Origin of the sequence: Bacillus cereus group sp. BfR-BA-01356, assembly GCF_022663635.1 — a bacterium.
Classification (GTDB): domain Bacteria; phylum Bacillota; class Bacilli; order Bacillales; family Bacillaceae_G; genus Bacillus_A; species Bacillus_A cereus.
Map to the genome: position 1 here is coordinate 35,409 of NZ_JAKUFX010000021.1, position 26,102 is coordinate 61,510.

Here is a 26,102-nt window from a genome sequence, read left to right on the forward strand (position 1 = left end):
TTATTAAAAATTAAAATCTGCCACGATATGTTTTTTTGATTTATTAAAGTTCTCTACTATTCTCATTCTCTCTAATCTAGTTAAAAGTTCAATTTCTTCAAGCTTTAACTTCGGATTCTCTATAATTTGTTCTATAATATTAACTAATCTTCCTAGCATAAGTTTTACTGTTTCTTTTTTATACAAATCCGTACTATATTCCATAGTAAGCCTGTATTCTTTTCTTTTTTCATTAATTATTAGATTTAAATCAAACATAGAAATATTTTTGTTTATATCATATAAATTACAACTAACATCTAGGTTATCCATCAATTCATTTTCTAGAGTTAAATAATTTATCATCACATCAAACAGAGGCATTCTTGATGGATCTCTATTTATATCGAGCTGTTCTACTAACTTCTCAAATGGATAATCTGAATTCCCATACATTTTTATATTTTTTTCTTTAACTTCATTTAAAAACTCATCAAATTGCTTATTTCCATTAGGATAATTCCTTAATGGAAGACTATTTACAAACATTCCTACTACTGAAAATAAATCTGGTTGTTTCCTACCATCTACGGGCACACCAATAACAATATCTTTTTGATGTGAGTATTTCGATAGTAATACATTATACGCTGCAAGAAAAAACATAAATGGTGTTACTTGTTGTGCTCTTGAAAACATTCTTATCTGATTTGTCATCTCCTCAGTAAGAAATAAATCAACTTTTTCACCTGTTATTTTTTTTACAGGACTCCGATTAAAATCAGTAGGTAAATTCAATTTGGGAACCGAATTTAAAAACTCTTCTTTCCAAAAATTTAATTGTGAATGTGTTTTCTTTTTCTCTTCAGGTGAGTTTCTCCATTCTAAATAATCATAGTATTGCAGAATATCTTTCTTTAATTTATTTCCTTTATATAGCTGTATTCCTTCTGTAATTAGATTTTTTATTGCTGTTCCGTCAGCAATCATATGATGAATATCAAAAAGTATTAAATACTTTTTGGTATTAATTTTAATCAATTTTATACGCATTAATGGCGCACATTTTAAATCGAACTCTTGAACAAAGTCCGCGATTAAATTATCTACTTCAGTCTCTTTGATTTCACAATATTCTACATCTAAATCTAACTTGTCATTAATTATTTGAAACAGATTTTGATTTTCCCATAAAAATGATGTTCTTAATGAAACATGTCTTGCTATTAATTTTTCGCACACTTGTTGAAACTTATCATAATTTATCTTTCCTTCTATAAAGATTCCATGCGGTAAATTATATAAAAGTTTGTTGTCATACAACTGACTATGCATATAAATCTGTTTTTGAGCAAATGAAGCTTCATATTTTTTTGCTCCCTTGTTAACTGTTATTCCCTTTTGAGAAATCACATCACCCATACTTAACTTTATTACCTTCGACATCCCAATAATTGTAGGAGCCTCGAATAGTTTGTTTATAGGGATATATAGATTAAATGATTCTTCTATCATACTATTTAATAAATTGGCCTTTAAAGAATCTCCACCTATTTCAAAAAAATTATCTGTAGGTCTTAAAATAGTTTTATCGAAAACCTTTTCCCACAATGATTGCATTTTTCTTTCAACATAATCAATAGACTCAACTTGTATATTATCTATCAATTCCAACCCATTTTGCTCTTTTTTAATTTCTTCCAATAATAAAGTGTACATCCCTTCACGATAACATTGTGCCAAAAAGAGTCTTCTTACTTTCCCACTAGTCGTCTTAGGTATTTTTTTTATGGGAATAATATTTTTTACAGGTATCGCAAACATTTCTTGTATAATTTGTTTTGCTTGGTGAAGTAATGGAATAAAACTTCTTATCTTTCCTTTATACAAAATAAATAGAATTAATTCATCTGTATGTTTTTGTTCATTAAACACTCCACAAGCTACAACTTTTCCTAATTCCATAGAAGGTAGTGATTCAATCATTCTTTCAATATCATGTGGATATATGTTCTGTCCATTTATAATTATTATTTCCTTAGCTCTACCAGTAATGACGATTTCACCATTCATCATAAAACCCAAATCCCCTGTTTTTAACCAACCATCACTAGTTATTGTTTCATTTGTTGCTTCTATATTGTTATAATATCCCTGCGTTACATTATCCCCTCTAATTTGAATATTACCAATATACATATCTTCCATAACATTATTTTTATTATCACAAATTCTAACCTGACAAGAATCTACAGGAAATCCTACTGCAACAAATGGAGCTGCATCTTCACTTTCACTACCCACTTCTTTTACTTTTTTACCAAAATTTAAATTTTGACGTTGTAAATAGATTGGATTGATTTCTTTATCTATTGTTGGGCCCGAAATACCGACAGTAGCTTCCGCCATTCCATATACTGGATACATAGATGTGGTTTTTAAATCATATGGTGTCATACGTTTCAAAAATTCATTAACTGTATTAATAGCAATAGGCTCAGCGCCATTTAAAATTAATCGTATACATGAAAGATCCCAATTCTCTGCATATTTTTCTTTAAAATATTTTAAGAAATAATGATACCCAAAGTTTGGTGAGCTTAATATTGTAGTTCTATATTCATTTGCCTTCTTTAACCATAAAATCGGGTTGCGAATAAACAGCCATGGATTCATATTCACTTGGTTAATCCCCTTAAATATAGGCATAAGATGGCAACAAATTAATCCCATATCATGGGTCAAAGGCATCCAACTTAACATTGAATCCAATTCACCAACTTCTATTCTTTTAACAATATCTCTAATGTTTGTAAGTAAGTTATGGTGAGTAAGAATAACTCCTTTAGGCGCCCCTGTAGAACCCGAAGAAAACTGTATAAAAGCAATATCTTGTTGCTTAGAAGAATAAATTACCCCCTCCTTCACTATATTTATTAATTCTTCTATAAAGATAACCCTTTCACCAATCATTTTTTCTTTATTTTTTATATCGGAATTTCGTAAAAATAAACTTAACTTTTGGTGTGTGTTTTTATCAGTTACAATATAAGGATTCGAAAGGTTCCCCCATACATTTACTACTTTCATTTTATGCAAATCATTGTTCCCTACGGTAATAGGTACAGGAATCATCCCTCCTAAAATACATGCCCAAAACAAGTACATAAATTGTTCATTATCATCTATTTGAAAAATCACTTCATCCTGGGGCTTTAAACCTTTTTTTTGTAAATTATATAAAACGCCTTTTGACTTTTTGTATAAATTTTCAAACGATATAAATTTTTCTGTATTACTATTCATTATTATGGTAATACCTTTATTCTTAATCTCTCTCTTAGATTCTAGCATCTCTATTAATGTTTTCATTCGATTACCCCTAGATTATTTTTAATTGATGATAATTTTTTTCATCAATTAATGTGTTATTTATAATTTTGGTAATGTCCCCAACATGCTTATTTATAAAAAAGTGGTCATCATTAAACAAATGAAAAGAACATTGTTCAGTAGAAAATTCTCTCCATTCCTCTAATTCTTTAATATCAATTAACTGGTCTTGAATACCATTAAGAATAGTCATAGGAACTCTGACTTTTTCATTTCCATATATAAATCTATGTTCATAATTTTCAACAATTTTAAAATCTGATTTCAAAATCGGCATAAAAATCTCCATTAATTCTTCGCAAGCCAACACTTCTTTAGGTGTTCCTCCCAAAAGAAGAACCTCATTTTTAAATTCCTCATCGGGTAATTTGTGCATAGAAGTTATAGATTTTTTATTAGGTGAATTTCTTCCTGAACAAAAGAGATGTACAGGAAGATTATTATCTTTCTGCTGTATAACTCTTGTTAACTCATATGTAATTAAACTTCCCATACTATGCCCAAATAAGGCATATGGTTTTTCTAGTAGCTGATTTCTAATTTTCATATATACATCATCAATTAACTCTTCAAATTCTTCATATAACGGTTCAGTGATTCTATTTCCTCTACCAGATAACTCTATTATTTTCAAATCAATCCCAGGGTGCAAATACTTCTGCCATCGCATATAATAGGTTGATGATCCTCCCGCAAATGGGAAACAAAATAAATTTATTCCTCCCATCTCACCCCTCCTTTACACTTTACTTTGACTCTTTAAGATAGTTATTGTACATCGATGCGCAGGTAGCAACAAAATGCTCACTTGTAACATTGTTCATCTCATCATTTCCAATTGCCACCATATTGATTAAGTAGGTAAATAATTGACCATAAAACATAGCAGAAATCAATTTAAAATCCTTCAATGGGATTTCACCTTTACCATGTAATTTATTTAAATAGGTAACTAAGTGATCTATCAAGCGCATATTAATTTCATTAAATAACCCTTTCATTTCTTCATTTTGTCTAGCTTCAATAAGAACAGCCCAAATTTGACTAACCTTCGGTATATTAATTTCCATATAAATATTCCCTAATAAATTTAGGTCATGTTCTACATCTCCAGTTAGTTTGGTTGTTAAATCAGCTAGTATTGCAACAGGTGTAGTTTTCAAAATAATACCCTCTTTAAATAACTTCTCCTTGTTACCAAAATGTCTAAAAATAGTTACTTCACTTACTTTTGCTTTTTCTGCAATTTCACGGGTTGTCGTCGAACTATACCCTTTCTCACCAAACAAGGAAATTGCTGCTTCTAATATTCTTTCTTTTGCTGATATTTTTGTCATTTTAGTTTTTTATCCCTCCTTATTAGTATTGTAAAACAATTATGTTAGTTAGTGTTTACTTACTTTCATTTTAGCGCATTTTTTTCCAAAAACAAGATAAAATTGTAAAATAACTTTAGGTCAATTTAATAATTACAAAAGTATAAATTTCATTTTTTACATAATTCTTTTTAAAAAGGACCCCCAACAAAATCAAACGTCTCTTTGCCTACATCTATGAAATTGTGCAGATAATATGCAGATATAAATTATCATAAGTACACATATGATGAAATGAACGGTAGGACAAGGAGGTATCATAATGTTTGCTTATACGTTAACTACCTTAACACTTTGCTGTACCTCAATTCTTATTACATCCAATATTTCTAAACGTAAGGGTACCCTAATGGAGTATATGGTATTTATTATGTCTTTTAGTATGAGTATCGGTTTAAGTATTGGTTTTTATTTAGGCATTCTCTTTAAGGGGGAATTACTATATTCTACTTTACTTGCTATTTTAATTAGTGGTTTTATCGGTTTTTTAGTGGGTCTACGTTTTCACCTATATACTGCTTTAGAAGGAATGTTTTCTGGATTAATGGCAAGTATGATGGGAGCAATGATTACAGAAATGTTAAATGCTCAACAAGCTCATAGTATATTGTTCATTAGCCTTTTACTTACTATAACAATAACTATGTCATGTATGATTCAGTTTTTATCAGAAAGTTTTTCTGCTGTTATTCAGCGACGTTTTCCATTATTACTGTCAATTGGTGTAGTAATTATCCTGACTATATTTGTAACGTTCCCAGAGCATATCCCGCCCACCTCTTCCACAGAAGAACAACATAAACATTAACAACTATAATCGATCCCCTCTACTATTTCATCATAGTAGAGGGGATCGATTTCATTATTTTTATTTCTTAACAGACAAAGATAAAAACACTTTGAATTGTTAGTTCAAAACTTCTAAATCTATGAAATTCTCTTTGCTTGAGAAAATATACTATTCCAGGTTGAAATAATAAAGCGAAACTTTAATCAGTAGGGGTTTTGTTCATCCCCACTGATTATCAGCCCTCACCAATCGGGCTTTTACGGGCAGTTGATCCCCAACCTAACTTCTTCGCTTTCGCTGAATTTTGAGACGTGGGGCTTACTGCCCGTTAGTGCGGGATAAATTTTCAATTAACCAATATATATTTTTGGATCCATAGCATTGCTCTTCTTTGCATTCCATTCACCTTTATGGATTTCAAAATGTAAGTGCTGTCCTTCAGATTGTCCTGTATTCCCCATTATGCCAATTTGTTGTCCTTGCTTCACTTTTTGACCAGCAGAAACAGGACGACTCTTTAAATGAGCATATACAGTCGTATATGTTTGTCCGTTAATATTGTGAGAAATAAACACAACATTACCATAGCTTGTAGAATAATAAGAGCGAGTGATTACCCCCTCTGCGGCAGCAACAACTGGCACTGTTCCTGAAGCAGCAATATCTAATCCATGATGCATTTTCCCACCACGTTTCTCAAATCTAGAAGTATATCTTCCTGCAGCTGGTTGAATAAAGTCATTTGTTTTATTTACCTCTTGGGATTGCCGCCACTTCTCTGCATCAGTCTCACTTGTTTTTGATAAAAATTCACTTGATACATAACCGTTTTTACCGTTGTAATTAATTTTCAACCAGCCATTTTGTTCAAATAGAACCTGTACTTTTATTCCTTTTGATAATGCACCAATTACACCATGATTTGTACCAGCGCCGTTTCTTACATTTAACACGTTTACGTTAACATAGTAGTCACCAACTGTTGCCCCAGTAGATAGATTACTAGTTTCAGGTTTTGATGGTGTACCTCCTTTAACGAATTTTACATATTCACTACTTACATAACCAGTTCTTCCATTATGATTAATTTTCAACCAGCCATTTTCAACGCCAGTTACTTGCAATATTCGTCCGTTTAATACACCACCAATTACACTATGGTAAGTAGCAGGGCCCGTGCGAACACGTAAAGAAGTAGCGTTTACAATGTATGTGCCGTCAGTTTGAACCGTAACATTCTTTTGTTGTTCATTTGTTTGGTCTACATTTGCATTAGAACCACTCTTTGAAATATAATCTTTACTAATATAAGCAGTTTGTCCACTATAGTTAATTTTGACCCAATCTTGAATTTCACCAGTTACTTGAACAACTTGTCCTTTATGTATAGAGCCTAAAATTGCATGGGAAGTACTTGGACCTGTACGTACGCGGAGAGAAGATACGTTAACTTTGTAATTGCCACTCGCTACTTGAACTTTTCCATTGTTATTGTCGCTTCCATTTGAACTACCGTCTATTACAAATTGACTGCTTACATAACCTACTTCTCCATTATGATTAATTTTTAACCAACCGTTTTCTTCTCCAATAACTTGTAAAGCTTTCCCTTCATATACGCGCCCCATTATTGCACTAGACGTATTTGGCTGTGTGCGAACACGTAATACATTAGCAGTTACAGTTTTACTACGACTCATGCTTACATTTGTCTTCGCTGATACATTATTTCCCGAAACAAATTCACTACTTACATAGCCAGTTTTTCCTTTATGATTAATTTTCAGCCAACTGTTTTCTTCTCCAATAACTTGTAAAACTTCTCCTTCATACACGCGTCCCATTATTGCACTAGACATATTTGGTTGTGTGCGGACACGTAGAGCATTTGTATTTACTGTTACTTGATTTTCATATTTTACTACATCAGTCGTTTGCTCATGCTTCGTGTCTTTTGGTATAACAGTATTTTTTGCTTGAGCAGTACTAATAAATACACTTCCTGTAACAGAAGCTACTGCTACACTAGCTAAAATCTTTTTCATAAGTACAAAACACCTTCCTATAAACACATTCAAGTATCATTATATTTTTCCCACTTAAACCATTCAGCAAAATTATTCTTTTACTTCCCATATTAAATTTCTAATCATTCACAATAATCTATATCTAGTAATAAAAGAAATTTAAATTCATAACACTCTGAAAATCCTCTCATTCTTTCAATCGAACACTACACAATGTAGTTTTAATTACCAAAAAAATACCGAAAAAATAATCACCTATAATTAATACTACAAAAATAAAAAAATCATAATTGAATCCTTCTTCATTTAACTCATAATTTTGCTTGAATATCTGACTTCTCCTTTCACACTACGAATTGTAGTATAAAATAAAAGAAAGGTCAAATATAAGTATTCAATCTTGTGGAACTACAATATAATACAATAAATTTATCCACTTCTAATCAAAAACCACCATGTTTTTTAATTCTTAAATAACAAGAAACATTCTCACCTTGTAAACTCTTTCTACAGGATAACCTTCTCGTATTATCTAAACTTTTATAAAAATAATATTCCCAATTCACAACATGACATATAAAAGCAGCAACCTATTAAGATAACTGCTTTCATCATTAATAAACTACATGATTTTCACATTATTCTGGTTTATTAGGAATATTAGGGTTTGGAACATAACCAGATTCATAATCTGTATAGTTCACTTCCGTTACCATCCCTGCTGAAGCATGATGTAGGTCGTGACAGTGGAACATCCACTCACCAGGATTGTCTGCTACAAAGGCTACTTCATATTCTTCTCCTGGCCTCAAATTCAATGTGTCTTTAACAATCGGAGAACCTTCTATCGGTTTTCCATCTTTACTCAACACCTGGAAGAAATGACCATGTAAATGCATTGGGTGATCATCCATTTTAGAACGATTTACCAACTTCACTTTTACTAAATCACCCTTTTTTACTTGAATTGGGTCAATATCCGGAAATACCTTTCCGTTAATTGTATATACCATTTCATTTCCATTCATTTGCGTATTTAAGTCCATATTATATGTGGCAGTATACTCTTGATTTAACGGGAAACTTCCTAATTTTTTAGTACCATATTTCATGATATCTACTTTCGGTAATTTTTCTTTTTCGTCTGCTTTATCTTTCATCTCTTTGCTGCCATCATATTCAATAACAGCTTTCATTCCTTTTGCACCTTTATTTTTCGAATGGTCTTCAACATACCATTTCCCAGTTTTATTAGCAGTAAATTCAATATCATAACGTTCACCCGGTGCGATTGAAATTACTTTATCCTTTATAACTTTTGGATCATTTATTGGTTGACCATCTGTCGCAATTACTTTTATATCATGACCGTGAACATGTATATTATGTGATAGATAACCAGCATTAACGAGTCGAAGACGAACTTTATCTCCCTTATTCACTTTCAATGGCACTACTAAATCACCGCTTTTTCCATTGATTGTGAATAAATCATACATACTCATATCATGACCTTCCATCTTCATATTTCCATGGTCCATTCCCGCCATATTGCCAGAGTCTTTTTGATCACTGCCCATGTCCATACCAGAATGAGCCATGCCGTTCTTATCATCATTCTTTTCCTCATTTTCATTACCTTTAGATTTATTACCTATTTGCCCTTTTGTCATTTCTTTTAACTGCTTATTCATTTCTTCTTTATCTGTAACCCATTCATCCAACATTAATGTGTAATCTTTATCATATTTTTCCTTTGTATCTTCTACAATGAGCGCTCCATACAAACCTCTATCTAATTGATTTACAGAATCTTGATGCGAGTGATACCAGTACGTTCCTGGTACGTTCGCTTCAAATTCGTAAGTGAAACTTTTTCCTGGTTCAACTGCATCTTGTGTCACGCCTGGAATTCCATCCATGTTATTTGGGACAGGATATCCATGCCAATGAATAGATACTGGTGCAGATAATTCATTTTTTAATGTCACTTTCACCTTTTCACCTTTTTTCACCCGAATTTCTGGACCAGGTGATGAGCCATTAAATGTCCAGACTGGAACAATAACACCGTTACCTAACTTTTGCTTTTCTTCTTTCGCTACTAAAGTAACTTCTGGTCCTTTTTCAACCTTCAATGGTTTTGTAGCTGTTTCAGCCTGTATTGTTTTTTTATCTTTCATATTTTTATGATCATTTGTTGTATTTGTGGCCAAAGAACATGCAGCAATTAAAAATATTACAGAGACCGTAACAGCTGTTAATACAAATCGCTTCATGGAAAATCCCTCCTTTTTCTTTTTCAAAATCATTATAGAACTTGATTTTCAAGAAAATAAGGAGATGTAATTAGATAATACGTAAGCTAATTGGAAGATTACTAAAAGCGGAGACATTACAAGAGGCGAATATTTTAAAAGTATAAAATACTTCCCTTGTAGCGACTATATTAGCCGTTCTCATATTTATTTTGACGTTATTTCTTAAGAAACAATAACACTGCTATTATTAAATAAGAAAAATGTAGCTAAAATGCTCTTCACAAAAGAACTTAGATTTTTGTATAATAAGAACTAATGTTCCTCACAAGGAAACAATGGACTCAAATTACACAAATATATCAAATAGAAGAGGATTGATATACGATGAAAATTGATAGACCAAAAATTTCACCAGAGTTATCTTCAAAGAATTTTCAAGATATTTTTTATGAAAAAGATCCAACATTGGAAGTGTGTGAAATTATAGACTCCACTTTCGAAAATGAATCTGTAGATAGAGTGCGATTATATGATGCGGTGATAAAAAACTGTAAGTTTACTAATACAGACTTTAGCAATATTGATATTACAGATGTTTGTTTTGAAAACTGTGATCTATCAAATGTTAATTTAAGCAATTCTTCTGTTCACAGAGTCGAATTTAAAAACAGTAAATTAATCGGAGTAAATTTCACAGAATCTAGCTTAGGAAATGTTAAATTTGAGAATTCAATTTTGAATTTAGCGGCATTTGGAAATTCCAAACTAGAAAAAATCATCTTCAATGAAACTTCATTAAATAATGCAGATTTTTTTGACTGTAAACTTAAAAAAGTTGAATTCCAATTATGTAGTCTTGATGAAGCTAATTTTGATCAGACATCACTGAAGGGGATAGATATTAGTTCTTCTACCTTTGATACACTTACAGTTTCAGTGAACGATTTAAGAGGATGTAAAGTATCAACATATCAAGCTGTTCAGTTTGCTACTTTATTAGGATTAATAATTAAAGATTAGTATTTCGAAGAAAAGAACCCTATCCCGAATCATGGATTTTTTAATTGTCCACGATTCGAGATAAAGTTCAAATAAATTAGTGATGACTCTTTTATTATTTAACTACAGCTTGGTTTCCTTTTACATGTTCATTATTTACACTCATAAATTCTTCAATTTCTTCAACTTCCCTAATGATATCTTTTGACAAGTTTTCATACCCGTCTTTCGTTACAAGAATGTCATCTTCAATACGAATTCCAATTGATTCTCCTTCAATATAAAGACCAGGTTCAATTGTTATAACCATACCTTCTTCTAACACTCTATCTTTATATGTTCCTACATCATGTGTATCTAAACCAAGGAAATGGCTGACACCATGATAATAGTAGTTTGATAACTCTTCATCTTCTTGAATTAAACCAATTGCTTTACACTCTTCTGCCAGTACTTTTTTTGTATGCTCATTTAATGCAGCGAACTTTAATCCTGGCTTAATAAGTGCTGTTGTTTCTTTTAATGCTTTTAATACAATATTATAAATTTGTTTTTGACGACTAGAGAATGTTCCATTTGCCGGGAATGTATAACTAATATCAGCGTTATAGTAGTCTTTTTGAGCACCTAAATCTAGTAATACTAAGTCACCATTTTGAATTTGTGCATCATTATCTTCATAATGAAGAACTGTAGCATTTTTCCCACTCGCCAAAATTGTATTGAACGCATGGTGCTTAATGCCAGATGATTTCAGTGTAAAATCAAATTGAGCTTCTAATTCATACTCCATCATGCCTGCTTTTGCATTTTTTAACACATTGTAAATACCATCTTTCGTTACAGCAATCGCTTCTTTAATAATTTCAATTTCTTCCTCTGTTTTAAATACTCGTAATTCACAAATGTTCGGATATACATTACCAATTGTTACGTGTGGGTATTTTTCTCTTACATGTTTAGCAAATGCTAATGTTTTTGTCTCCGTACCATTCCAATCACGACGTTCTATATCTAAATATAGATGCTTCGCATTTTCTGTAAAAAGTATATTTGACATTGTCTTTTCAAAGCTATCTAAATATACAACTTTCTTTATACCTGAAATTTTCTCTGCTTCTTCGTTAGAAACTGTTTTACCGACCCATTTTTCCATTACTGGATCTGACTTTTCAATGAAAAGTGTTTCTTCAACACTACTTCCAACCTTTTTCAGCATAAAAATAACATTTGGTTCATCGATTCCCGTTAAGTAGTAAAAATTACGATTCGGTACAAATTTATAATGTGCATCAGCTGACATATGCGGTGCTTGTCCCGCAAATAATATCGTAATAGATCCCTCTGGTAATGTGTTTGCTAATCGTTCTCTATTTTGAGCAAAAAATGTTGATTTCATAATAATCCCCCTAGTGTTCTATGTATGCTTGTGAAACTAATCATCAATACAATTCATTCTATTATTGTTATAATTTTTCGTCAATTAATAGTACTCATAGCCAAAGGAGAATTTTCATTACTAAGGTCCCTTCCACGCTAAATTATGCATACCACTCCACAATTTCTTGACATTTATTCCATATACTTAAAATCACGTATATAGGAAAGGGGCCTACAAATTTGAAACATTATGTAGCAACAGGGTTAGCAATTACTTCTTTATTAATAATTTCAGGATGTTCTAGCAACGTCGAAACAGCACCAGTGAAGAAAGGAACGGCGCAATCTCAACCAAAAAATACAAAAACAGCAAATACGAATCCGCAAGACTTCTATAAAGAAATTACATCTGGAAAAATCGAGCACATTCATGGAATTGGCTATGCAGGAAATATGCTAGGTGTTTCTATTGCCACTCATAGCGGGATAAAAGTTTATCAAGATGGCAAATGGTTTGAAACTAAGACTGAGCTACATGATTATATGGGATTTCAGGCAACGAAGAACGGATTCTTTGCCAGCGGTCACCCTGAACCAGGTGCAAATTTAAAAAACCCTTTAGGATTATTGAAAAGTTCTGATGGTGGTAATACTCTTGAAAAGCTAGCATTTTACGGAGAATCTGATTTTCATAACCTTGCTGTCGGATATAATACAGAAGCAATTTATTTATACAATGAGCGTCCAAATTCTAAATTACAACAAGGTTTTTATTTCAGTACGAACAACGGACAAGATTGGGAAAATAGTAAGTTAAAAGGTCTTTCAAGTACGATTCATTCCTTTTCCGTACATCCGAATCAATCTAGTGTAGTCGCAGTAAGTGCCAAAGACGGTGTTTACTTATCTACAGATTACGGAAATACGTTTGAAATATTCGCTAAATCACTTGAATCGACCGCAATTACATTAAGTAATGAAGATGTTATTTACGCGCCTATCAATAAGCAAATCGTAACGAAGAAATCAATTGCTACAAATGAGGAGACAAACATACAAATTCCACCTTTAGATCCTAAAGATACAATTATGTATATATCACAAAACCCTCAAAATTCAGCTGAAATTGTATTTGCTACAATGAAAGCAAATGTGTTCCTTTCTACGGATGAGGGCAAAACATGGAAGCAGCTTACTAAAGAAGGAATATTCCAAATTAATTAGAAGGGTGAATATAACGTGTTTTCAATAATTAGTGAATGGAGCTATCAACTCATGTCTCCTTTAATAGATGTCGCGAATGCTACGAAATCAGTACCTCTTTTATTTGCGTTTTTATTAGGCATTGTAGGTACACTTGCTCCTTGTCAATTAACAGGAAACATTAGTGCTATTACACTTTATAGCAACCAATCTTTACAAAAAGGACATGTATGGAAACATATACTTTTATTCATTTTAGGAAAAATAATGGCTTTTACGACGCTTGGACTATTAGTATGGTTTTTAGGAAAAGAGATTCAGCAAATATTAACTTTGTATTTCCCATGGTTACGCAAAATGATGGGACCCCTATTAATTTTAATGGGGTTAATGTTGGCAGGTATTATAAAAGCAAGAAACTTCTTCTCAATCAAATTTATAAGAAAACAAAATGAAACTGGCTCATTTTTACTTGGATTCTTCTTTTCCTTAGCTTTTTGTCCGACTATGTTCGTTCTATTTTTTGGAACGTTAATCCCTTTATCTTTCTCATATAATTATGGTTACTTGTTTCCAACATTCTTTTCGCTAGGAACTGCTCTCCCTATCGTTGGAATTATGTTCATCATCTCTTATCTTGGATTAAATGGAACATTACTAAAAAAAAGTAGGAATATTGGCAAACGCGTTCAACAGGTAGCCGGTGTTCTTCTTATATTAATCGGACTTTATGATACCGCTCTTTATTGGTAATACATACAAAAGATAAGCTTCAGTGAAATGAGCTTACCTTTTGTAATATTATATTCATTTTTTCTTTTGCTGTAGTTGAGCTAATAAGTTCTTAACAAACGCGAGAAACAGCGGGTCATTCTCTTTTTTAGGTGACCATTGCATAATACGTTGTCGTGGAATTGTAATTTCTATCGGCTGTACAATGAAGTCATGAATAATTTGCTTATGTAGTCCTGATAACGGAACGATTGTTATGCCATTAACTTGTATAGTAAGTGCTAATGCTGAACTAATTGATTCTGACTCCATCACTTTATTAACTGTTATTTCATTTTTCATCAAATACGGTTCGAGCACTTCTTTGCAACCAGAAAGCGGCATAATAAAAGGATAATTTTTTATATCATTAATAGTAAGGTTAGGCGGAACTTTTTTTGAAGAAACCATAACATACGGATCTTCACCAATGACATCATAATGAAATCCTTGTATTAAATTTTCTTTTATAGAAATAGAAAAATCTGCACTACCTGATGATAGCCAATCTAACACTTCTTGATAGCTTCCTTCTCGAACTGCAAGTACATATTGACTATGATCAATATTCCCTAGTTGAATACACTCCGCCAAACAATATACAGTAACGGAAGGATACGTAGCTAGTACAATTTTATACAAGCTTTTATTTTTCAACTGGAAAGCTGTTTCCTCAAGTTTTTCATACTCCATTAGAAGTCGATTCACACCAACTAAAAATTCTTTGCCATTTTCAGTTAGAATCGTTCCTTGTCTAGAGCGATCAAATAACGTTATAGCATATCGTTTCTCTAATTTGTTAATAATATGGGTTATTGCTGGCTGTGTCATATGTAATTCCTTTGCTGCCAGACTAATACTATTTAAACGAGCCACATATGTAAAGACTTTAAAATCAAAAACATTCATTCTGTTCTCCTTATATAAAATATATTTATATCATCTATAAATAACCTTCATTATATTTATGAAACCACTTCATTTACACTGAGTATACATCATCAATATTACAAATAGATGAAACTTATATACCCTAGAGGAGTGTTGATTAAATGAGTACTTACATTTTAGTACATGGAGCATGGCAAGGTGAATGGGCATGGGAATTAGTAAAACCTCAACTAGAGGCTTTAGGTCACACTGTTATTACACTAGACTTACCTGGAAGTGGGAAAGATACAACTCCTTCACAAAATATAACGTTAGATTCCTATGTTGATGCAGTAACAGCTAATATAAATCAACAAAATGAAAAGGTTATTCTTGTTGGACATAGTATGGGTGGAATCGTTATTACTCAAACTGCTGAACTTATACCAAATAAAATCGATAAATTAGTATATCTTTGTGCCTTTTTACCACAAAACGGAGAAAGTCTTGGTAGTAAATTAGACGGAGAAGATGGCCCGCAATTCACTATAAATGAAAATGACTTGACTGCTGAACTTATACCTAATCTAATTGAACAAACATTTTTAAATGCTACAGAAGACGGTTCTATTAAAGAAGCATCTTTTAATCAAATGTGTCCTCAACCACTAGGACCCTTCCAACAAGAGCTGAAAATATCTGAAGAAAACTTTGGAGCCATAGATCGCATTTATATTGAAACGACTCTAGATAGAGCGATTCCAATTGATTTTCAGCGCCGAATGAATACAGAAACACCTTGCAAGAAAATTATTACTTTAGAAGCTGATCATTCTCCATTTTTCTCTAAAGCATCGGAACTTGTTCATTACTTAAATGAATTAAACTAAATTTTTCATAAAATAAATAGACACTCACAGGTGTCTATTTATTTTACTAATTAAAAGCTATCTTTACTCTATCTACATTGCCATGCCCTTTTGCTTCATCTACCACTTTTTATACAGTAGTACTGCACCAAATAAAAATACTCCCGCAACAAATGAAGCTACTGGTAACATCTTTATCATTCCATCTGGAAATACGAGCGGCAATAATGGAAATGCATACACTGCTGGAATACGTACACCAACAATTTTTAATAAAATAAGCATTGATATCATATTTAATAAAGTGACTACAATCCATGAATCAATCGCAAAGTACAATATTGTTCCAACAGTTGCAGATGCAGTTAATACGACTATTTGTTTAAAAGCCATTTTTTCATTGTACATCGGCTTTTGAAGTGATTCATACACGACAACTAATATTGGTGGAATAACTGCTAATTGTTCATAACCAGTTATCCAACATAAACTGATCCACACAAAGTTTAGTATTAGAAATACAATCATATACTTATACTGTATATTCACTTTTCGCTCCAGACCACTGTTCAATTTAAATATAAGTACACCAACCATTAATATAAATGTTAAAGCGCAGACCGCGATAACAAATGACCATTCCGTCGCATTTGTTACTAATGGTAATAAACCTGTCGCAATTGATGGTGCTAAATTGGATTGAATTACACGCAAAAACAGCATCATGAATACAAGCGTTAAGCTTACTTTCCCTAAATAGGCTATATCCATTTGATTCACCATAAAACCGATTACAGCTGTTATTGACGGTGCAATAAAAATTTTTTCTGGTTGTCTTAACCATCCTGGCTCACGATACGCCCATAAAGCAATTGCCATCGCCGCTATTTCCGGCAAAATGACTTCTGGATCATTTAATAACACACCCGCTGTTACCATGGCTAAAATAAATAAAATAGCAATCGTATATGAGATGATTGTTTCTTTCTTTGAAATTACTGCATTCATTATTACATACTCCTTTGTGCTCATTTCTTTCATAATGTAAAACAACAATTTTATACCCTACTACGGTATTGTATATTAACATCTTTTCTATTTCAAGTATTAGTAGTCATTTACATTCTCTCTCACCCCATACACTTACAAAACAAGGCATTTTATAGACATTGACACTTATTAAAAGATAGGTTAAAATAACTATACATTAGTAAGTAGCTAATGTAATTAAATCTAACTAGAGGTGAAACAAATGAAAAATATTTTATTCCGTATTAACGAATTGTCCAAAAAAGAAAAAGCAACTGGATTAACAGTTGATGAAAAACAAGAACAACAAATGTTGCGTCAAAACTATACACAAACATTTCGTGGAAGCTTAGATTCCATTTTATTAAACACAAAAATTGTTGATCAAAATGGTCTTAACGTTACACCAGCCGCATTACAAGATGCTCAAATACGTTTAAAATTAAGCAAATGAGTTCCGAGCTAAAGAATTTTAATAAAACATAAACAGAGCTGGATTTCCTATATAGAAATTCCAGCTCTGTTTATTGTCTTTTCTAATTTAGTAAACGAGCGATACATCGCAATTCTCCACGACACAATCATCGCAAATGCAAGTAAGAAAAACATTCCGCTTAACTCTGCCAAATCAATTGATTGGCTTAAATATGACTTTAATGCCACGCGTACAGCTAATAAGCCTACTAAAATAAATATGAATGCTTTTGACGGTTTCATAAATATATGTTCGCCTTTTATTTCGAACTTAGTTGTTTTAATAAGAAAAATAGAAAAGATAAGCCCTATACTAATTGCCTCGACTATTTCTAACGATGTTAATCGAAACTCTGGTAAAAAGTACATCATCCCGCCTGTACTCATAAAAATTGGCGGCAATATAATTTTCTTTTTCGTTACCGGCTTTTTCGCTGCTTTAAAACGTAGAAACATTACCCCAACAGCCATACAAACTGCTACGACACTTGATAAAAGTGCTATCATACTTTCCACTCCTATCTATTTAAATGACTTTTTTAACAAAATCATAAACCAATAAGTAACTACATCCCGCATTATAGAATTTCTTCATTATATTCCTCCTGCTGTAAACTTTCCATATTCGCTGCAATCATTTTATGCAAAGTTTATGAACAGAATATGAACAAAAAAGCCATTCTGCAATTAATTATTGCAGAATGGCTTTTTAACTTATTTTAAATCGTCAATTGTGAAAGCACCTGGAAGTAATTGCTCAACAGTCACTTCTTTTTCATCACCTTTTACATTCGTTAATAATACAGGCATTTTCGGATCACAGAATTCAGCAATTACTTGTCTACACGCACCACATGGTGAAATAGGTCCATCAGTTTCTCCTGTAATAACTAAATAACTAAAATCGCGCTCACCTTCTGATACTGCCTTAAATATTGCTGTTCTTTCTGCACAGTTACATAAACCGTAAGAAGCATTTTCTATATTACAACCAGTATAGATTTTCCCTTCTTTCGTAACTAACGCTGCGCCAACAGGAAATTTAGAATACGGAATATACGCTTTCGATAACATCTTGTTTGCTTCTTCAATATATTTTTTCTTATCCATATTATTTCCCCCTCAAAGTAAATGAAATGATGATTAGTCAGTAATAACTGTATGAACTAATTTAGGAGCCACTGCTGTTTCAGCAATAGAGATGTTCTCATAAATTTTTGCTTTTACATCTTCTACATTTTCACGATTTGCGTAGATTGTTACGAATGGCTCGCCTTCTTTTACTGCATCGCCAACTTTTTTACGTAACATTAAACCTACCGCTAAATCGATTTCATCTTCCTTCGTTGCACGACCTGCACCAAGTAACATAGCTGCAATACCAATCTCATCTGCAACAATGTTAGAAATAACACCTGAAGTTTTTGCAGGTACATCAATTACATACTTAGCTTGTGGCATTTTTTCTGGATTGTCTACAATTGAGCTATCTCCGCCTTGATTGCTTAAGAACTCTTTAAATTTCTCAGTTGCTTTTCCGTTTTTCATCACTTCAATTAGCATTTCACGAGCTTCTTCTAACGTATTTGCTTTTTTCGCAAGTACGACCATTTGACTTCCTAATACAAGTACTAATTCTGTTAAATCTTCTGGACCTTCACCTTTTAACGTATCAATCGCTTCTTTCACTTCTAGAGCATTACCAATCGCAAATCCAAGAGGTTGTGACATATCTGAAATAACTGCCATTGTTTGACGTCCTACATTATTTCCGATACGTACCATTGCATGTGCTAATTCTTTTGCATCTTCTTCTGTTTTCATAAATGCACCAGCACCTGTTTTTACATCAAGTACGATTGCGTCAGCACCAGCTGCAATTTTTTTACTCATAATTGAACTTGCGATTAAAGGAATTGAGTTAACCGTTCCGGTTACATCGCGTAATGCATAGATTTTTTTATCTGCAGGTGTTAAGTTTCCTGTTTGTCCAATAACAGCTACTTTGTCACGGTTTACAATATCAATGAACTGCTCTTTCGTAATTTCAACGTGGAATCCTTCTACCGCTTCTAATTTATCAATTGTTCCGCCCGTATGTCCTAAACCACGACCAGACATTTTTGCTACTGGTACATCTAAAGCAGCAACTAATGGTCCTAATACTAATGTTGTTGTATCACCAACACCGCCAGTTGAATGTTTGTCTACTTTAATCCCTTCAATTGCTGATAAGTCGATCGTTTCTCCAGACTCAACCATCGCCATCGTTAAATCTGCACGTTCGCGATCTGTCATATCTTTAAAGAAGATTGCCATTGCAAGCGCACTCACTTGATAATCAGGAATACTTCCGTCTGTATATCCATTAATAAAGAATTTGATTTCTTCAGTCGTTAATTCTTTGCCGTCACGTTTTTTTGCAATAATATCTACCATTCTCATTACAATCACCATTCCTTTTTATATTATATGAATCTATTAAAATAGTAAGCCAACGATTGTTGCTGATAAGAAACTTACTAATGTTGCACCGAATAGTAATTTCAAACCAAATCTTGCGACTACATTCCCTTGCTTTTCATTTAAACTCTTAACTGCCCCTGCAATAATCCCAATTGAAGAGAAGTTTGCAAATGAAACTAAGAATACAGAGATAATCGCTGTCGTTCTATCTGAGAAATTAAAGTTTCCTTGTGCTAAATCTGTCATAGCGACAAATTCATTTGATACTAATTTTGTTGCCATAATATTTCCGGCATTAACTGCTTCATGCCAAGGTACACCCATAATAAATGCAAATGGTGCAAATGCATAACCAAGAATTTCTTGGAATGAAATACCGATTACACCTTTAAATACTGCATTAATGAATGCGATAAGAGCTACGAAACCGACTAACATAGCTGCTACTGTAATCGCAACTTTAAATCCATCAATAATGTATTCCCCTAATACTTCAAAGAAAGTCTTTTTCTCTTCTTCTTGTACTTCTAACATATCTTCTTCCTCAGTAACTTCATACGGGTTAATGATAGAAGCAATGATGAAGCCACCGAATAAGTTAAGCACTAAAGCGGTTACAACATATTGTGGTTTTAATAACACCATATATGATCCAACGATAGACATAGAAACTGTAGACATTGCTGATGCACATAATGTATACATTCTTTTCTCTGGCAATAACCCTAGTTGTTTCTTAACTGAAATAAATACTTCTGATTGTCCTAAAATCGCTGATGCCACAGCGTTATATGATTCTAGTTTCCCCATTCCATTTACTTTACTTAATGCTAGACCGATAGATTTCACAATAATAGGTAATACTTTAATATGTTGCAAAATACCTATTAAGGCTGATATAAATACGATTGGCATTAATACACTTAAAAAGAACGAAAACTCTTTTTGATTTACTAGTCCACCAAATACGAAATTCACACCGTCAGCAGCATATTTTAATAGCTCTCCAAAACCATCTGCTATTCCGCTTATTAATATATTCCCTACACTTGTATTTAATAATAGAAACCCCAAAATGAATTGTAATATAACCATCGTTATGATTGGGCGATATTTGACTTTCTTTCTATCATTACTAGCAAGCCAAGCGATACCTAAAATCAATACGAGGCCAAAAACACCGATTAAGTATTTCATAAGCCGTTTCCTCCCATTCGTATCCGCTTACATTTTTTTCAATTATTAAAGCAATAGATACACTTTACTTTGTGTATCTATCGCTTTTGACTTCATTAATGATTAGTAGTTATCTGTAGCACCTTTTGCATCATTTAATACGATTGCAACACTAGCACTTGCTCCAACGCGAGAAGCTCCAGCAGCTACCATTTTGTCTGCATCTTCACGTGTACGAACACCGCCAGATGCTTTTACACCAACGTTTGGTCCTACTGTTTTACGCATTAATGCGATATCTTCAGCAGTTGCTCCGCCAGTTGAGAATCCAGTTGAAGTTTTTACGAAATCAGCACCAGCTTTTACTGATAATTCACAAGCGCGTACTTTCTCTTCATCTGTTAATAGACAAGTTTCAATGATTACTTTTACAAGAGCTTTTCCTTTTGCTGCTTGTACTACTTCATAAATGTCTTTTTCAACAAGTTCGTTGTCACCATCTTTTAAAGCGCCTACGTTGATTACCATATCAACTTCAGTTGCACCTTTTGCAATAGCATCTTTTGTTTCAAATGCTTTTGTTTCAGTCGTACTTGCTCCTAATGGGAAACCGATTACAGTACAAACGTCTACATCATGTCCAGCTAGTTCATCAGCCGCTAATTTTACCCATGTTGGGTTAATACAAACAGAAGCGAATTTATATTCCTTTGCTTCTTCGATTACTTTCATAACATCTTCTTTAGTAGTATTAGCTTTTAAAATTGTATGGTCAATTAACTTTGCAATGTTCATTATCTTCACTCCTCATATCTTTTAACAACTTCATTCTAACTCTTGGTTGAACAAATGTAAATATACTTTTGAAATTTTGTTCATTTTTTTTAAGAGTAATTTTCTTGTAGCAAATAAAGCGCATTCTAACAAAGAACACTTCAGATATATAATCAAAATTTTTATGTTAACAATGGTAGTATGTATCTCCATATCCATAATTATTTTTAAAAAGGCAATTTGTGTTCAAAAAAGACTCCTATCATTCATACATAACAAAATAAAAGGCATTCTCAAAATTAACATCTTGAGAACGCCCTTTATTTCTAATCTTTTTGATAATGTAACAATTCTTTTGCTGTATGCTGATCGATAATTAATACATTTGCATACCCGCCACGTAACGCACCATCAATTGCTTTTATTTTTCTATTACCACCTGCAACTAAAATAGAGCGTTTCTTTAATTTCAGTTCCTCTAACTCAATTCCAATGGTACGCTTATTGATTTCTTCACTACTAATATTTCCGTCTCCATCAAAGAAACGTGAACAAATGTCACCGACCGATTGTTTTTTGAGTAAATTTGTTTCATCCTTATCGAAATAACCTAATCGGAATAATAGCGCTTCATCTCGCACTGTTCCTACAGTGAAAATTGCAATATTCGCTTGTTTTCCCATTTCGATAATGTGATGAATATGTCGATCCTGCTCCACTAATTCTTTTGTCACTGCATTATCAAATATAACCGGAAGAGGTAGATTTCTTGGCGTCGTTTGAAAAGCATCTGCAAATAAAGCTATCGTCTCATTCGCATATGTATTTACACTTGAATGACTAATACCACCTTTTAGCTGGACAACCTCTACCCCTTTTACATGTTGCGGTACGATTTTTCTAGCGATTTCATACATAGTCATGCCCCAGCTTACACCAACAATATCACCGTTTTTAACCGTCTTTTCCATATACTCAGCAGCATATTTACTTATATACTCTGTAATCGTTGCATATTCCGGCACTGGAGAAAATACCACATGTGCCTCTAACAAGTTGTACTTTTCTTTCAGTAAATTCCCGACGTTATCTAAATCAGCAAATGGATCAGCGATGCTAATTTGAACAAACCCTTTTTCTTTCGCGTACTTTAACAATCTAGAAATCGTCGGTCTTGAAATATTTAATTTATTAGCAATTTCTTGCTGACTATAATCTGATTGATAATATAATCTTGCAACTTCAACGCTTAATTGTTGTTTATCTTTTTCCATAGTAACTCATTACAAATCCCTTCCTGTATTTCCCTTTCGTTACAAGCATTATACAGCTTTATGCAAAAAAATTCGACTACTGAATTTTATTTAACTGAACTTCTATTACGCTTATTATATATAATGAAATCGTTCAATAAGAAACATGAAACATCATCTAAAGACTACCTTTGCTAAAAACTATTCAAATACCCCTTATAAACAGAAGATACTGTTTATAAGGGGTATTTATTCAATTTAACTTTATAAAAATTGGATGGAAACAATGCAAGTTCTCACTTATTTAGAATAAGTGAAAAGATGATGTTTTATTTGTTCAATAAAATAATGATGGTGTATATTATCGTTAGATACTCGACTTGCCATAATAGCTCCCTCCATTGAAGATGCAAGAAAAGAAGCGAGCGATATAATGTCTATATCTTCTTTAAGTTCTTGTTTCTCTATTCCTTCCTTTATGAGAGAAGCCATTAACATTACTGTATCATCATAACCTTTTGCTGCTGCTTTTTGTAATTCTGGAAATACTCCAGTACTTTCGATTGCGCTATTAAGTAATGGACAGCCTCCAGCAATAGGAGGATTATTAGCTGCATCTTGATATACAAGGAATATTGCAAGGATTTTATCGATTGCATTCTTTTTATTTTCCATTGCTTTATGAAAATGACTCCACATAATCTCACCACTTTTGTCGTAGGCAGCAAGGACAATTTCTTCTTTACTTTTAAATCTACGATAAATAGATCCTTTAGGTAACTCAGTAGCTGTCATTATATCCTGAATGGATGTGCGAGTTATCCCATTAGTATTAAATAAATATAAAGATGTTTCAATAATTTTTTCTTTTACCTTATCAACTTTAGTCATGCTTTGTAATCCTCCTAATGAAAACAATCCTAATATTCTAGGTAATGTTTACCCTCTATTTTCTTAATTTTTTTGTAATTATAAATAAGTTCGGAACAGAAATATCTTATCAATCCCTATCTTATGGAAACCTCAAACAATACAGTTTGAAAAGAAGTTAATCAAATTATATTATCTATATAACTTAAGTGAATTTTCTGTCAAAATAACATGACCGATTGTTTAATTCAGTCATATTATACAACTAATTTTATCTAAAATCGTAGAGGTGTAAAAAATATAGTTAATTTTAACGTATAGACATATGATTATTATATATAATTTTTATTAATATGTTTAGCTAAAGTGTTTGAACTACTCCCACTTTCACTTCGTATATTAGGGTATCTCCCGCAGTCCTTGCGGTTAAAAGCCTTATCACTTCATTCTATAAAAAGCTAATTGTCAAAAATGAATGAGTACTGAAATTTGCTTGTAAATAAGCAACTGAAATATAAATATATTTGTTGTTTACCATTTTTATTTTATTAATAATTTATAAAAGGGGTTTAAAAAACTAGAAACTTATAGTATCATTAGTTCCCGAACCGAACGGTCCGGTTCGGTATTTATATAAATATATTTTAGAAGGAGAACCTAATGCAGAAAGAAAAATCAAAGATCCTAAGTAATTTAATTATGGAGGTAACAAAGTGAACTTTATACAAACCAATAAAAAAGAAATTAATATGCTACTAGTTTTTACAATCTTTACACTACTTCAATTTGGCTGGTTCATATTATTTGGCCTATCACTTTTAACTAACAGCAATTTAGCTGACTCAGAATTTATTATTAGTGCCATTGCTTTTACTGTACCTGCTATTATAGGAATAATTTTATTTAAGAAAGAAATTATTGAGAGTTTTGCTTATTTTAAAGAGAAGACAATTTTGAAAATAGTAAGTGTTCCTCTGGTGGTTTTATTTACGGTAATTGTAGAACAGACTGTTATGCGTTTTCTCGCACTTGGTCAGCCAGAGAATCAAGAACAGCTCCTTGAAACGGGCGCGGAGATACCTCTTATATTTACATTACTTGTATTTGGTATTCTCGGTCCAATACTTGAAGAAATTATATTTCGTCATATAATATTAAATCGTTTTTCACATTATATTGGTACTGCTATTGCATCTATCATTTCGATTCTAATTTTTACATTCCTTCATACGAACCAGCTTTCGGATTATGCTATATATCTACCTGGCGCGGTGATACTTACTGCGGCTTATCTTATTTCTAACAGATCCCTTGCATATGTTATGGCGATACATATGCTAAATAATTCTATTACTTTTATTCAATTGCATATGTCATAGGAAAACATATGTTAGACAATTGCAAGTTTTAATGCAAAAATGCTCTATGTTTCTATCGAGTATTCTTGGCAACAGAACCACTTTTTCTACGGCATAAGAAAGCCATAAGAAAGCTAATCAAAAATTATAATATATTAGGAGAGTGTCAGTCATGATTGTAACAACGACTTCTGGAATTCAAGGTAAAGAGATTATTGAGTATATTGATATTGTAAATGGGGAAGCTATTATGGGTGCAAACATTGTACGCGATTTATTCGCTTCAGTTCGTGATGTTGTTGGTGGCCGTGCTGGTGCTTATGAAAGTAAGCTAAAAGAAGCCCGTGATATTGCGATGGACGAAATGAAAGAACTTGCAAAACAAAAAGGTGCGAACGCTATCGTTGGTATTGATGTAGATTACGAAGTTGTTCGTGATGGAATGTTAATGGTTGCTGTAAGTGGTACAGCTGTACGTATATAAGTAAATAAAAAGAGATATTAATAAATCATTGTACGCCGAAAAAACACAGTTTGAGTGTAAACTGTGTTTTTTTATATAGAGGCCCCATCCCATCACTATCAAGCTAAAAATTTTGTGTTAACTTGTACAAAATGTCCATTTTTTCGCTTTGGGGTAATTTTGAATCCTTAAGTTTATGGGCATGTGGCGTTACCCCATCACTATCAAGCTAAGATTATACAATATCAAGTATAGTAGAGATTATTTCTTTTTTCTAAAAGCCAGGCTTAGAAAATTTAAAGGTTTGCATGCGAAATAAAC

Annotated in this window: 23 protein-coding genes; 8 read left to right on the forward strand and 15 right to left on the reverse strand. The window is 32.5% G+C overall.

The window, feature by feature from the left end; genetic code table 11:
- Positions 1 to 3: 3 nt before the first annotated feature.
- The 3 genes from MR168_RS10250 to MR168_RS10260 are packed head-to-tail and all read right to left on the reverse strand — an operon-like array spanning position 4 to position 4,709.
- Positions 4 to 3,351, reverse strand: coding sequence for a condensation domain-containing protein (locus MR168_RS10250; protein ID WP_242291252.1), 3,348 nt, complete (start codon positions 3,349 to 3,351; stop codon positions 4 to 6).
- A gap of 10 nt (positions 3,352 to 3,361) precedes the next feature.
- Positions 3,362 to 4,099 carry a thioesterase II family protein gene (locus MR168_RS10255; RefSeq protein ID WP_016122309.1) on the reverse strand — a complete coding sequence of 246 codons (738 nt, stop codon included), beginning with the start codon at positions 4,097 to 4,099 and terminating at the stop codon, positions 3,362 to 3,364.
- Positions 4,100 to 4,118: 19 nt separating this feature from the next.
- Positions 4,119 to 4,709, reverse strand: coding sequence for a TetR/AcrR family transcriptional regulator (locus MR168_RS10260; RefSeq protein WP_016122308.1), 591 nt, complete (start codon positions 4,707 to 4,709; stop codon positions 4,119 to 4,121).
- A gap of 301 nt (positions 4,710 to 5,010) precedes the next feature.
- Between MR168_RS10260 and MR168_RS10265 the strand changes: the two genes are divergently transcribed.
- Complete coding sequence (locus MR168_RS10265; RefSeq protein ID WP_025710121.1) at positions 5,011 to 5,556, forward strand: hypothetical protein; 546 nt, start codon at positions 5,011 to 5,013, stop codon at positions 5,554 to 5,556.
- Between the two features lie 332 nt (positions 5,557 to 5,888).
- Here MR168_RS10265 and MR168_RS10270 read toward each other — a convergent pair whose 3' ends face one another.
- Both MR168_RS10270 and MR168_RS10275 read right to left on the reverse strand, forming a co-directional pair.
- Positions 5,889 to 7,583: an SH3 domain-containing protein gene (locus MR168_RS10270; RefSeq protein WP_049107641.1), complete on the reverse strand. Its 1,695-nt coding sequence runs from the start codon at positions 7,581 to 7,583 to the stop codon at positions 5,889 to 5,891.
- Between the two features lie 620 nt (positions 7,584 to 8,203).
- Positions 8,204 to 9,844, reverse strand: coding sequence for a multicopper oxidase family protein (locus MR168_RS10275; protein ID WP_242291253.1), 1,641 nt, complete (start codon positions 9,842 to 9,844; stop codon positions 8,204 to 8,206).
- A gap of 366 nt (positions 9,845 to 10,210) precedes the next feature.
- Between MR168_RS10275 and MR168_RS10280 the strand changes: the two genes are divergently transcribed.
- Positions 10,211 to 10,846, forward strand: coding sequence for a pentapeptide repeat-containing protein (locus tag MR168_RS10280; RefSeq protein ID WP_086410890.1), 636 nt, complete (start codon positions 10,211 to 10,213; stop codon positions 10,844 to 10,846).
- A gap of 94 nt (positions 10,847 to 10,940) precedes the next feature.
- On the opposite strand, the gene MR168_RS10285 is transcribed toward MR168_RS10280, so the two are convergent.
- Positions 10,941 to 12,224 carry an aminopeptidase P family protein gene (locus tag MR168_RS10285; RefSeq protein WP_086412453.1) on the reverse strand — a complete coding sequence of 428 codons (1,284 nt, stop codon included), beginning with the start codon at positions 12,222 to 12,224 and terminating at the stop codon, positions 10,941 to 10,943.
- A 221-nt stretch (positions 12,225 to 12,445) separates the two neighbouring features.
- On the opposite strand from MR168_RS10285, the gene MR168_RS10290 reads away from it, so the two are divergent.
- Together MR168_RS10290 and MR168_RS10295 are read left to right on the forward strand one after the other, a co-directional pair.
- Positions 12,446 to 13,429 carry a F510_1955 family glycosylhydrolase gene (locus MR168_RS10290; RefSeq protein ID WP_086412452.1) on the forward strand — a complete coding sequence of 328 codons (984 nt, stop codon included), beginning with the start codon at positions 12,446 to 12,448 and terminating at the stop codon, positions 13,427 to 13,429.
- A 15-nt stretch (positions 13,430 to 13,444) separates the two neighbouring features.
- The gene (locus tag MR168_RS10295; RefSeq protein ID WP_236093400.1) at positions 13,445 to 14,161 is read left to right on the forward strand and encodes an urease accessory protein UreH domain-containing protein; all 717 of its coding nucleotides are present in this window, start codon (positions 13,445 to 13,447) and stop codon (positions 14,159 to 14,161) included.
- Between the two features lie 54 nt (positions 14,162 to 14,215).
- On the opposite strand, the gene MR168_RS10300 is transcribed toward MR168_RS10295, so the two are convergent.
- Complete coding sequence (locus MR168_RS10300; RefSeq protein WP_242291254.1) at positions 14,216 to 15,088, reverse strand: LysR family transcriptional regulator; 873 nt, start codon at positions 15,086 to 15,088, stop codon at positions 14,216 to 14,218.
- Between the two features lie 143 nt (positions 15,089 to 15,231).
- Between MR168_RS10300 and MR168_RS10305 the strand changes: the two genes are divergently transcribed.
- Positions 15,232 to 15,939, forward strand: coding sequence for an alpha/beta fold hydrolase (locus tag MR168_RS10305; protein WP_086412451.1), 708 nt, complete (start codon positions 15,232 to 15,234; stop codon positions 15,937 to 15,939).
- Positions 15,940 to 16,038: 99 nt separating this feature from the next.
- Here MR168_RS10305 and MR168_RS10310 read toward each other — a convergent pair whose 3' ends face one another.
- Positions 16,039 to 16,926 (reverse strand): hypothetical protein, encoded by an 888-nt coding sequence (locus MR168_RS10310; RefSeq protein ID WP_086412450.1) that lies wholly within the window; start codon positions 16,924 to 16,926, stop codon positions 16,039 to 16,041.
- 244 nt (positions 16,927 to 17,170) lie between these two features.
- On the opposite strand from MR168_RS10310, the gene MR168_RS10315 reads away from it, so the two are divergent.
- Complete coding sequence (locus tag MR168_RS10315) at positions 17,171 to 17,401, forward strand: DUF896 domain-containing protein (protein WP_000789783.1); 231 nt, start codon at positions 17,171 to 17,173, stop codon at positions 17,399 to 17,401.
- A 47-nt stretch (positions 17,402 to 17,448) separates the two neighbouring features.
- Here MR168_RS10315 and MR168_RS10320 read toward each other — a convergent pair whose 3' ends face one another.
- The 7 genes from MR168_RS10320 to MR168_RS10350 all read right to left on the reverse strand — a co-directional run bounded on the left by MR168_RS10320 (position 17,449) and on the right by MR168_RS10350 (position 23,981).
- Positions 17,449 to 17,928 carry a CcdC family protein gene (locus MR168_RS10320; RefSeq protein WP_000561076.1) on the reverse strand — a complete coding sequence of 160 codons (480 nt, stop codon included), beginning with the start codon at positions 17,926 to 17,928 and terminating at the stop codon, positions 17,449 to 17,451.
- 207 nt (positions 17,929 to 18,135) lie between these two features.
- The gene (locus MR168_RS10325) at positions 18,136 to 18,531 is read right to left on the reverse strand and encodes a cytidine deaminase (protein WP_000358533.1); all 396 of its coding nucleotides are present in this window, start codon (positions 18,529 to 18,531) and stop codon (positions 18,136 to 18,138) included.
- Positions 18,532 to 18,564: 33 nt separating this feature from the next.
- Positions 18,565 to 19,866: a pyrimidine-nucleoside phosphorylase gene (locus MR168_RS10330; RefSeq protein WP_001983022.1), complete on the reverse strand. Its 1,302-nt coding sequence runs from the start codon at positions 19,864 to 19,866 to the stop codon at positions 18,565 to 18,567.
- 36 nt (positions 19,867 to 19,902) lie between these two features.
- Positions 19,903 to 21,084: a NupC/NupG family nucleoside CNT transporter gene (locus tag MR168_RS10335; protein WP_000876188.1), complete on the reverse strand. Its 1,182-nt coding sequence runs from the start codon at positions 21,082 to 21,084 to the stop codon at positions 19,903 to 19,905.
- Positions 21,085 to 21,186: 102 nt separating this feature from the next.
- Positions 21,187 to 21,858: a deoxyribose-phosphate aldolase gene (gene deoC / locus MR168_RS10340; protein WP_001017441.1), complete on the reverse strand. Its 672-nt coding sequence runs from the start codon at positions 21,856 to 21,858 to the stop codon at positions 21,187 to 21,189.
- A gap of 305 nt (positions 21,859 to 22,163) precedes the next feature.
- Positions 22,164 to 23,111, reverse strand: a complete 948-nt coding sequence (locus tag MR168_RS10345; RefSeq protein ID WP_000409780.1) for a sugar-binding transcriptional regulator — start codon at positions 23,109 to 23,111, stop codon at positions 22,164 to 22,166.
- Between the two features lie 279 nt (positions 23,112 to 23,390).
- Positions 23,391 to 23,981: a TetR/AcrR family transcriptional regulator gene (locus MR168_RS10350; RefSeq protein ID WP_000169644.1), complete on the reverse strand. Its 591-nt coding sequence runs from the start codon at positions 23,979 to 23,981 to the stop codon at positions 23,391 to 23,393.
- A gap of 692 nt (positions 23,982 to 24,673) precedes the next feature.
- On the opposite strand from MR168_RS10350, the gene MR168_RS10355 reads away from it, so the two are divergent.
- Together MR168_RS10355 and MR168_RS10360 are read left to right on the forward strand one after the other, a co-directional pair.
- The gene (locus MR168_RS10355; protein ID WP_001009381.1) at positions 24,674 to 25,339 is read left to right on the forward strand and encodes a CPBP family intramembrane glutamic endopeptidase; all 666 of its coding nucleotides are present in this window, start codon (positions 24,674 to 24,676) and stop codon (positions 25,337 to 25,339) included.
- A 151-nt stretch (positions 25,340 to 25,490) separates the two neighbouring features.
- On the forward strand, positions 25,491 to 25,802 hold the full coding sequence (locus MR168_RS10360) for a YbjQ family protein (RefSeq protein WP_000637507.1): 312 nt from the start codon (positions 25,491 to 25,493) through the stop codon (positions 25,800 to 25,802).
- Positions 25,803 to 26,102: the final 300 nt, after the last annotated feature.

Bases quoted from the DNA above. Each gene is read 5' to 3' on its own strand.
- MR168_RS10250 (WP_242291252.1), bottom strand. From the start codon at position 3,351: ATGAAAACATTAATAGAGATGCTAGAATCTAAGAGAGAGATTAAGAAT.
- MR168_RS10255 (WP_016122309.1), bottom strand. From the start codon at position 4,099: ATGGGAGGAATAAATTTATTTTGTTTCCCATTTGCGGGAGGATCATCA.
- MR168_RS10260 (WP_016122308.1), bottom strand. From the start codon at position 4,709: ATGACAAAAATATCAGCAAAAGAAAGAATATTAGAAGCAGCAATTTCC.
- MR168_RS10265 (WP_025710121.1), top strand. From the start codon at position 5,011: ATGTTTGCTTATACGTTAACTACCTTAACACTTTGCTGTACCTCAATT.
- MR168_RS10270 (WP_049107641.1), bottom strand. From the start codon at position 7,583: ATGAAAAAGATTTTAGCTAGTGTAGCAGTAGCTTCTGTTACAGGAAGT.
- MR168_RS10275 (WP_242291253.1), bottom strand. From the start codon at position 9,844: ATGAAGCGATTTGTATTAACAGCTGTTACGGTCTCTGTAATATTTTTA.
- MR168_RS10280 (WP_086410890.1), top strand. From the start codon at position 10,211: ATGAAAATTGATAGACCAAAAATTTCACCAGAGTTATCTTCAAAGAAT.
- MR168_RS10285 (WP_086412453.1), bottom strand. From the start codon at position 12,224: ATGAAATCAACATTTTTTGCTCAAAATAGAGAACGATTAGCAAACACA.
- MR168_RS10300 (WP_242291254.1), bottom strand. From the start codon at position 15,088: ATGAATGTTTTTGATTTTAAAGTCTTTACATATGTGGCTCGTTTAAAT.
- MR168_RS10305 (WP_086412451.1), top strand. From the start codon at position 15,232: ATGAGTACTTACATTTTAGTACATGGAGCATGGCAAGGTGAATGGGCA.
- MR168_RS10310 (WP_086412450.1), bottom strand. From the start codon at position 16,926: ATGAATGCAGTAATTTCAAAGAAAGAAACAATCATCTCATATACGATT.
- MR168_RS10315 (WP_000789783.1), top strand. From the start codon at position 17,171: ATGAAAAATATTTTATTCCGTATTAACGAATTGTCCAAAAAAGAAAAA.
- MR168_RS10320 (WP_000561076.1), bottom strand. From the start codon at position 17,928: ATGATAGCACTTTTATCAAGTGTCGTAGCAGTTTGTATGGCTGTTGGG.
- MR168_RS10325 (WP_000358533.1), bottom strand. From the start codon at position 18,531: ATGGATAAGAAAAAATATATTGAAGAAGCAAACAAGATGTTATCGAAA.
- MR168_RS10330 (WP_001983022.1), bottom strand. From the start codon at position 19,866: ATGAGAATGGTAGATATTATTGCAAAAAAACGTGACGGCAAAGAATTA.
- MR168_RS10335 (WP_000876188.1), bottom strand. From the start codon at position 21,084: ATGAAATACTTAATCGGTGTTTTTGGCCTCGTATTGATTTTAGGTATC.
- deoC (WP_001017441.1), bottom strand. From the start codon at position 21,858: ATGAACATTGCAAAGTTAATTGACCATACAATTTTAAAAGCTAATACT.
- MR168_RS10345 (WP_000409780.1), bottom strand. From the start codon at position 23,111: ATGGAAAAAGATAAACAACAATTAAGCGTTGAAGTTGCAAGATTATAT.
- MR168_RS10350 (WP_000169644.1), bottom strand. From the start codon at position 23,981: ATGACTAAAGTTGATAAGGTAAAAGAAAAAATTATTGAAACATCTTTA.
- MR168_RS10360 (WP_000637507.1), top strand. From the start codon at position 25,491: ATGATTGTAACAACGACTTCTGGAATTCAAGGTAAAGAGATTATTGAG.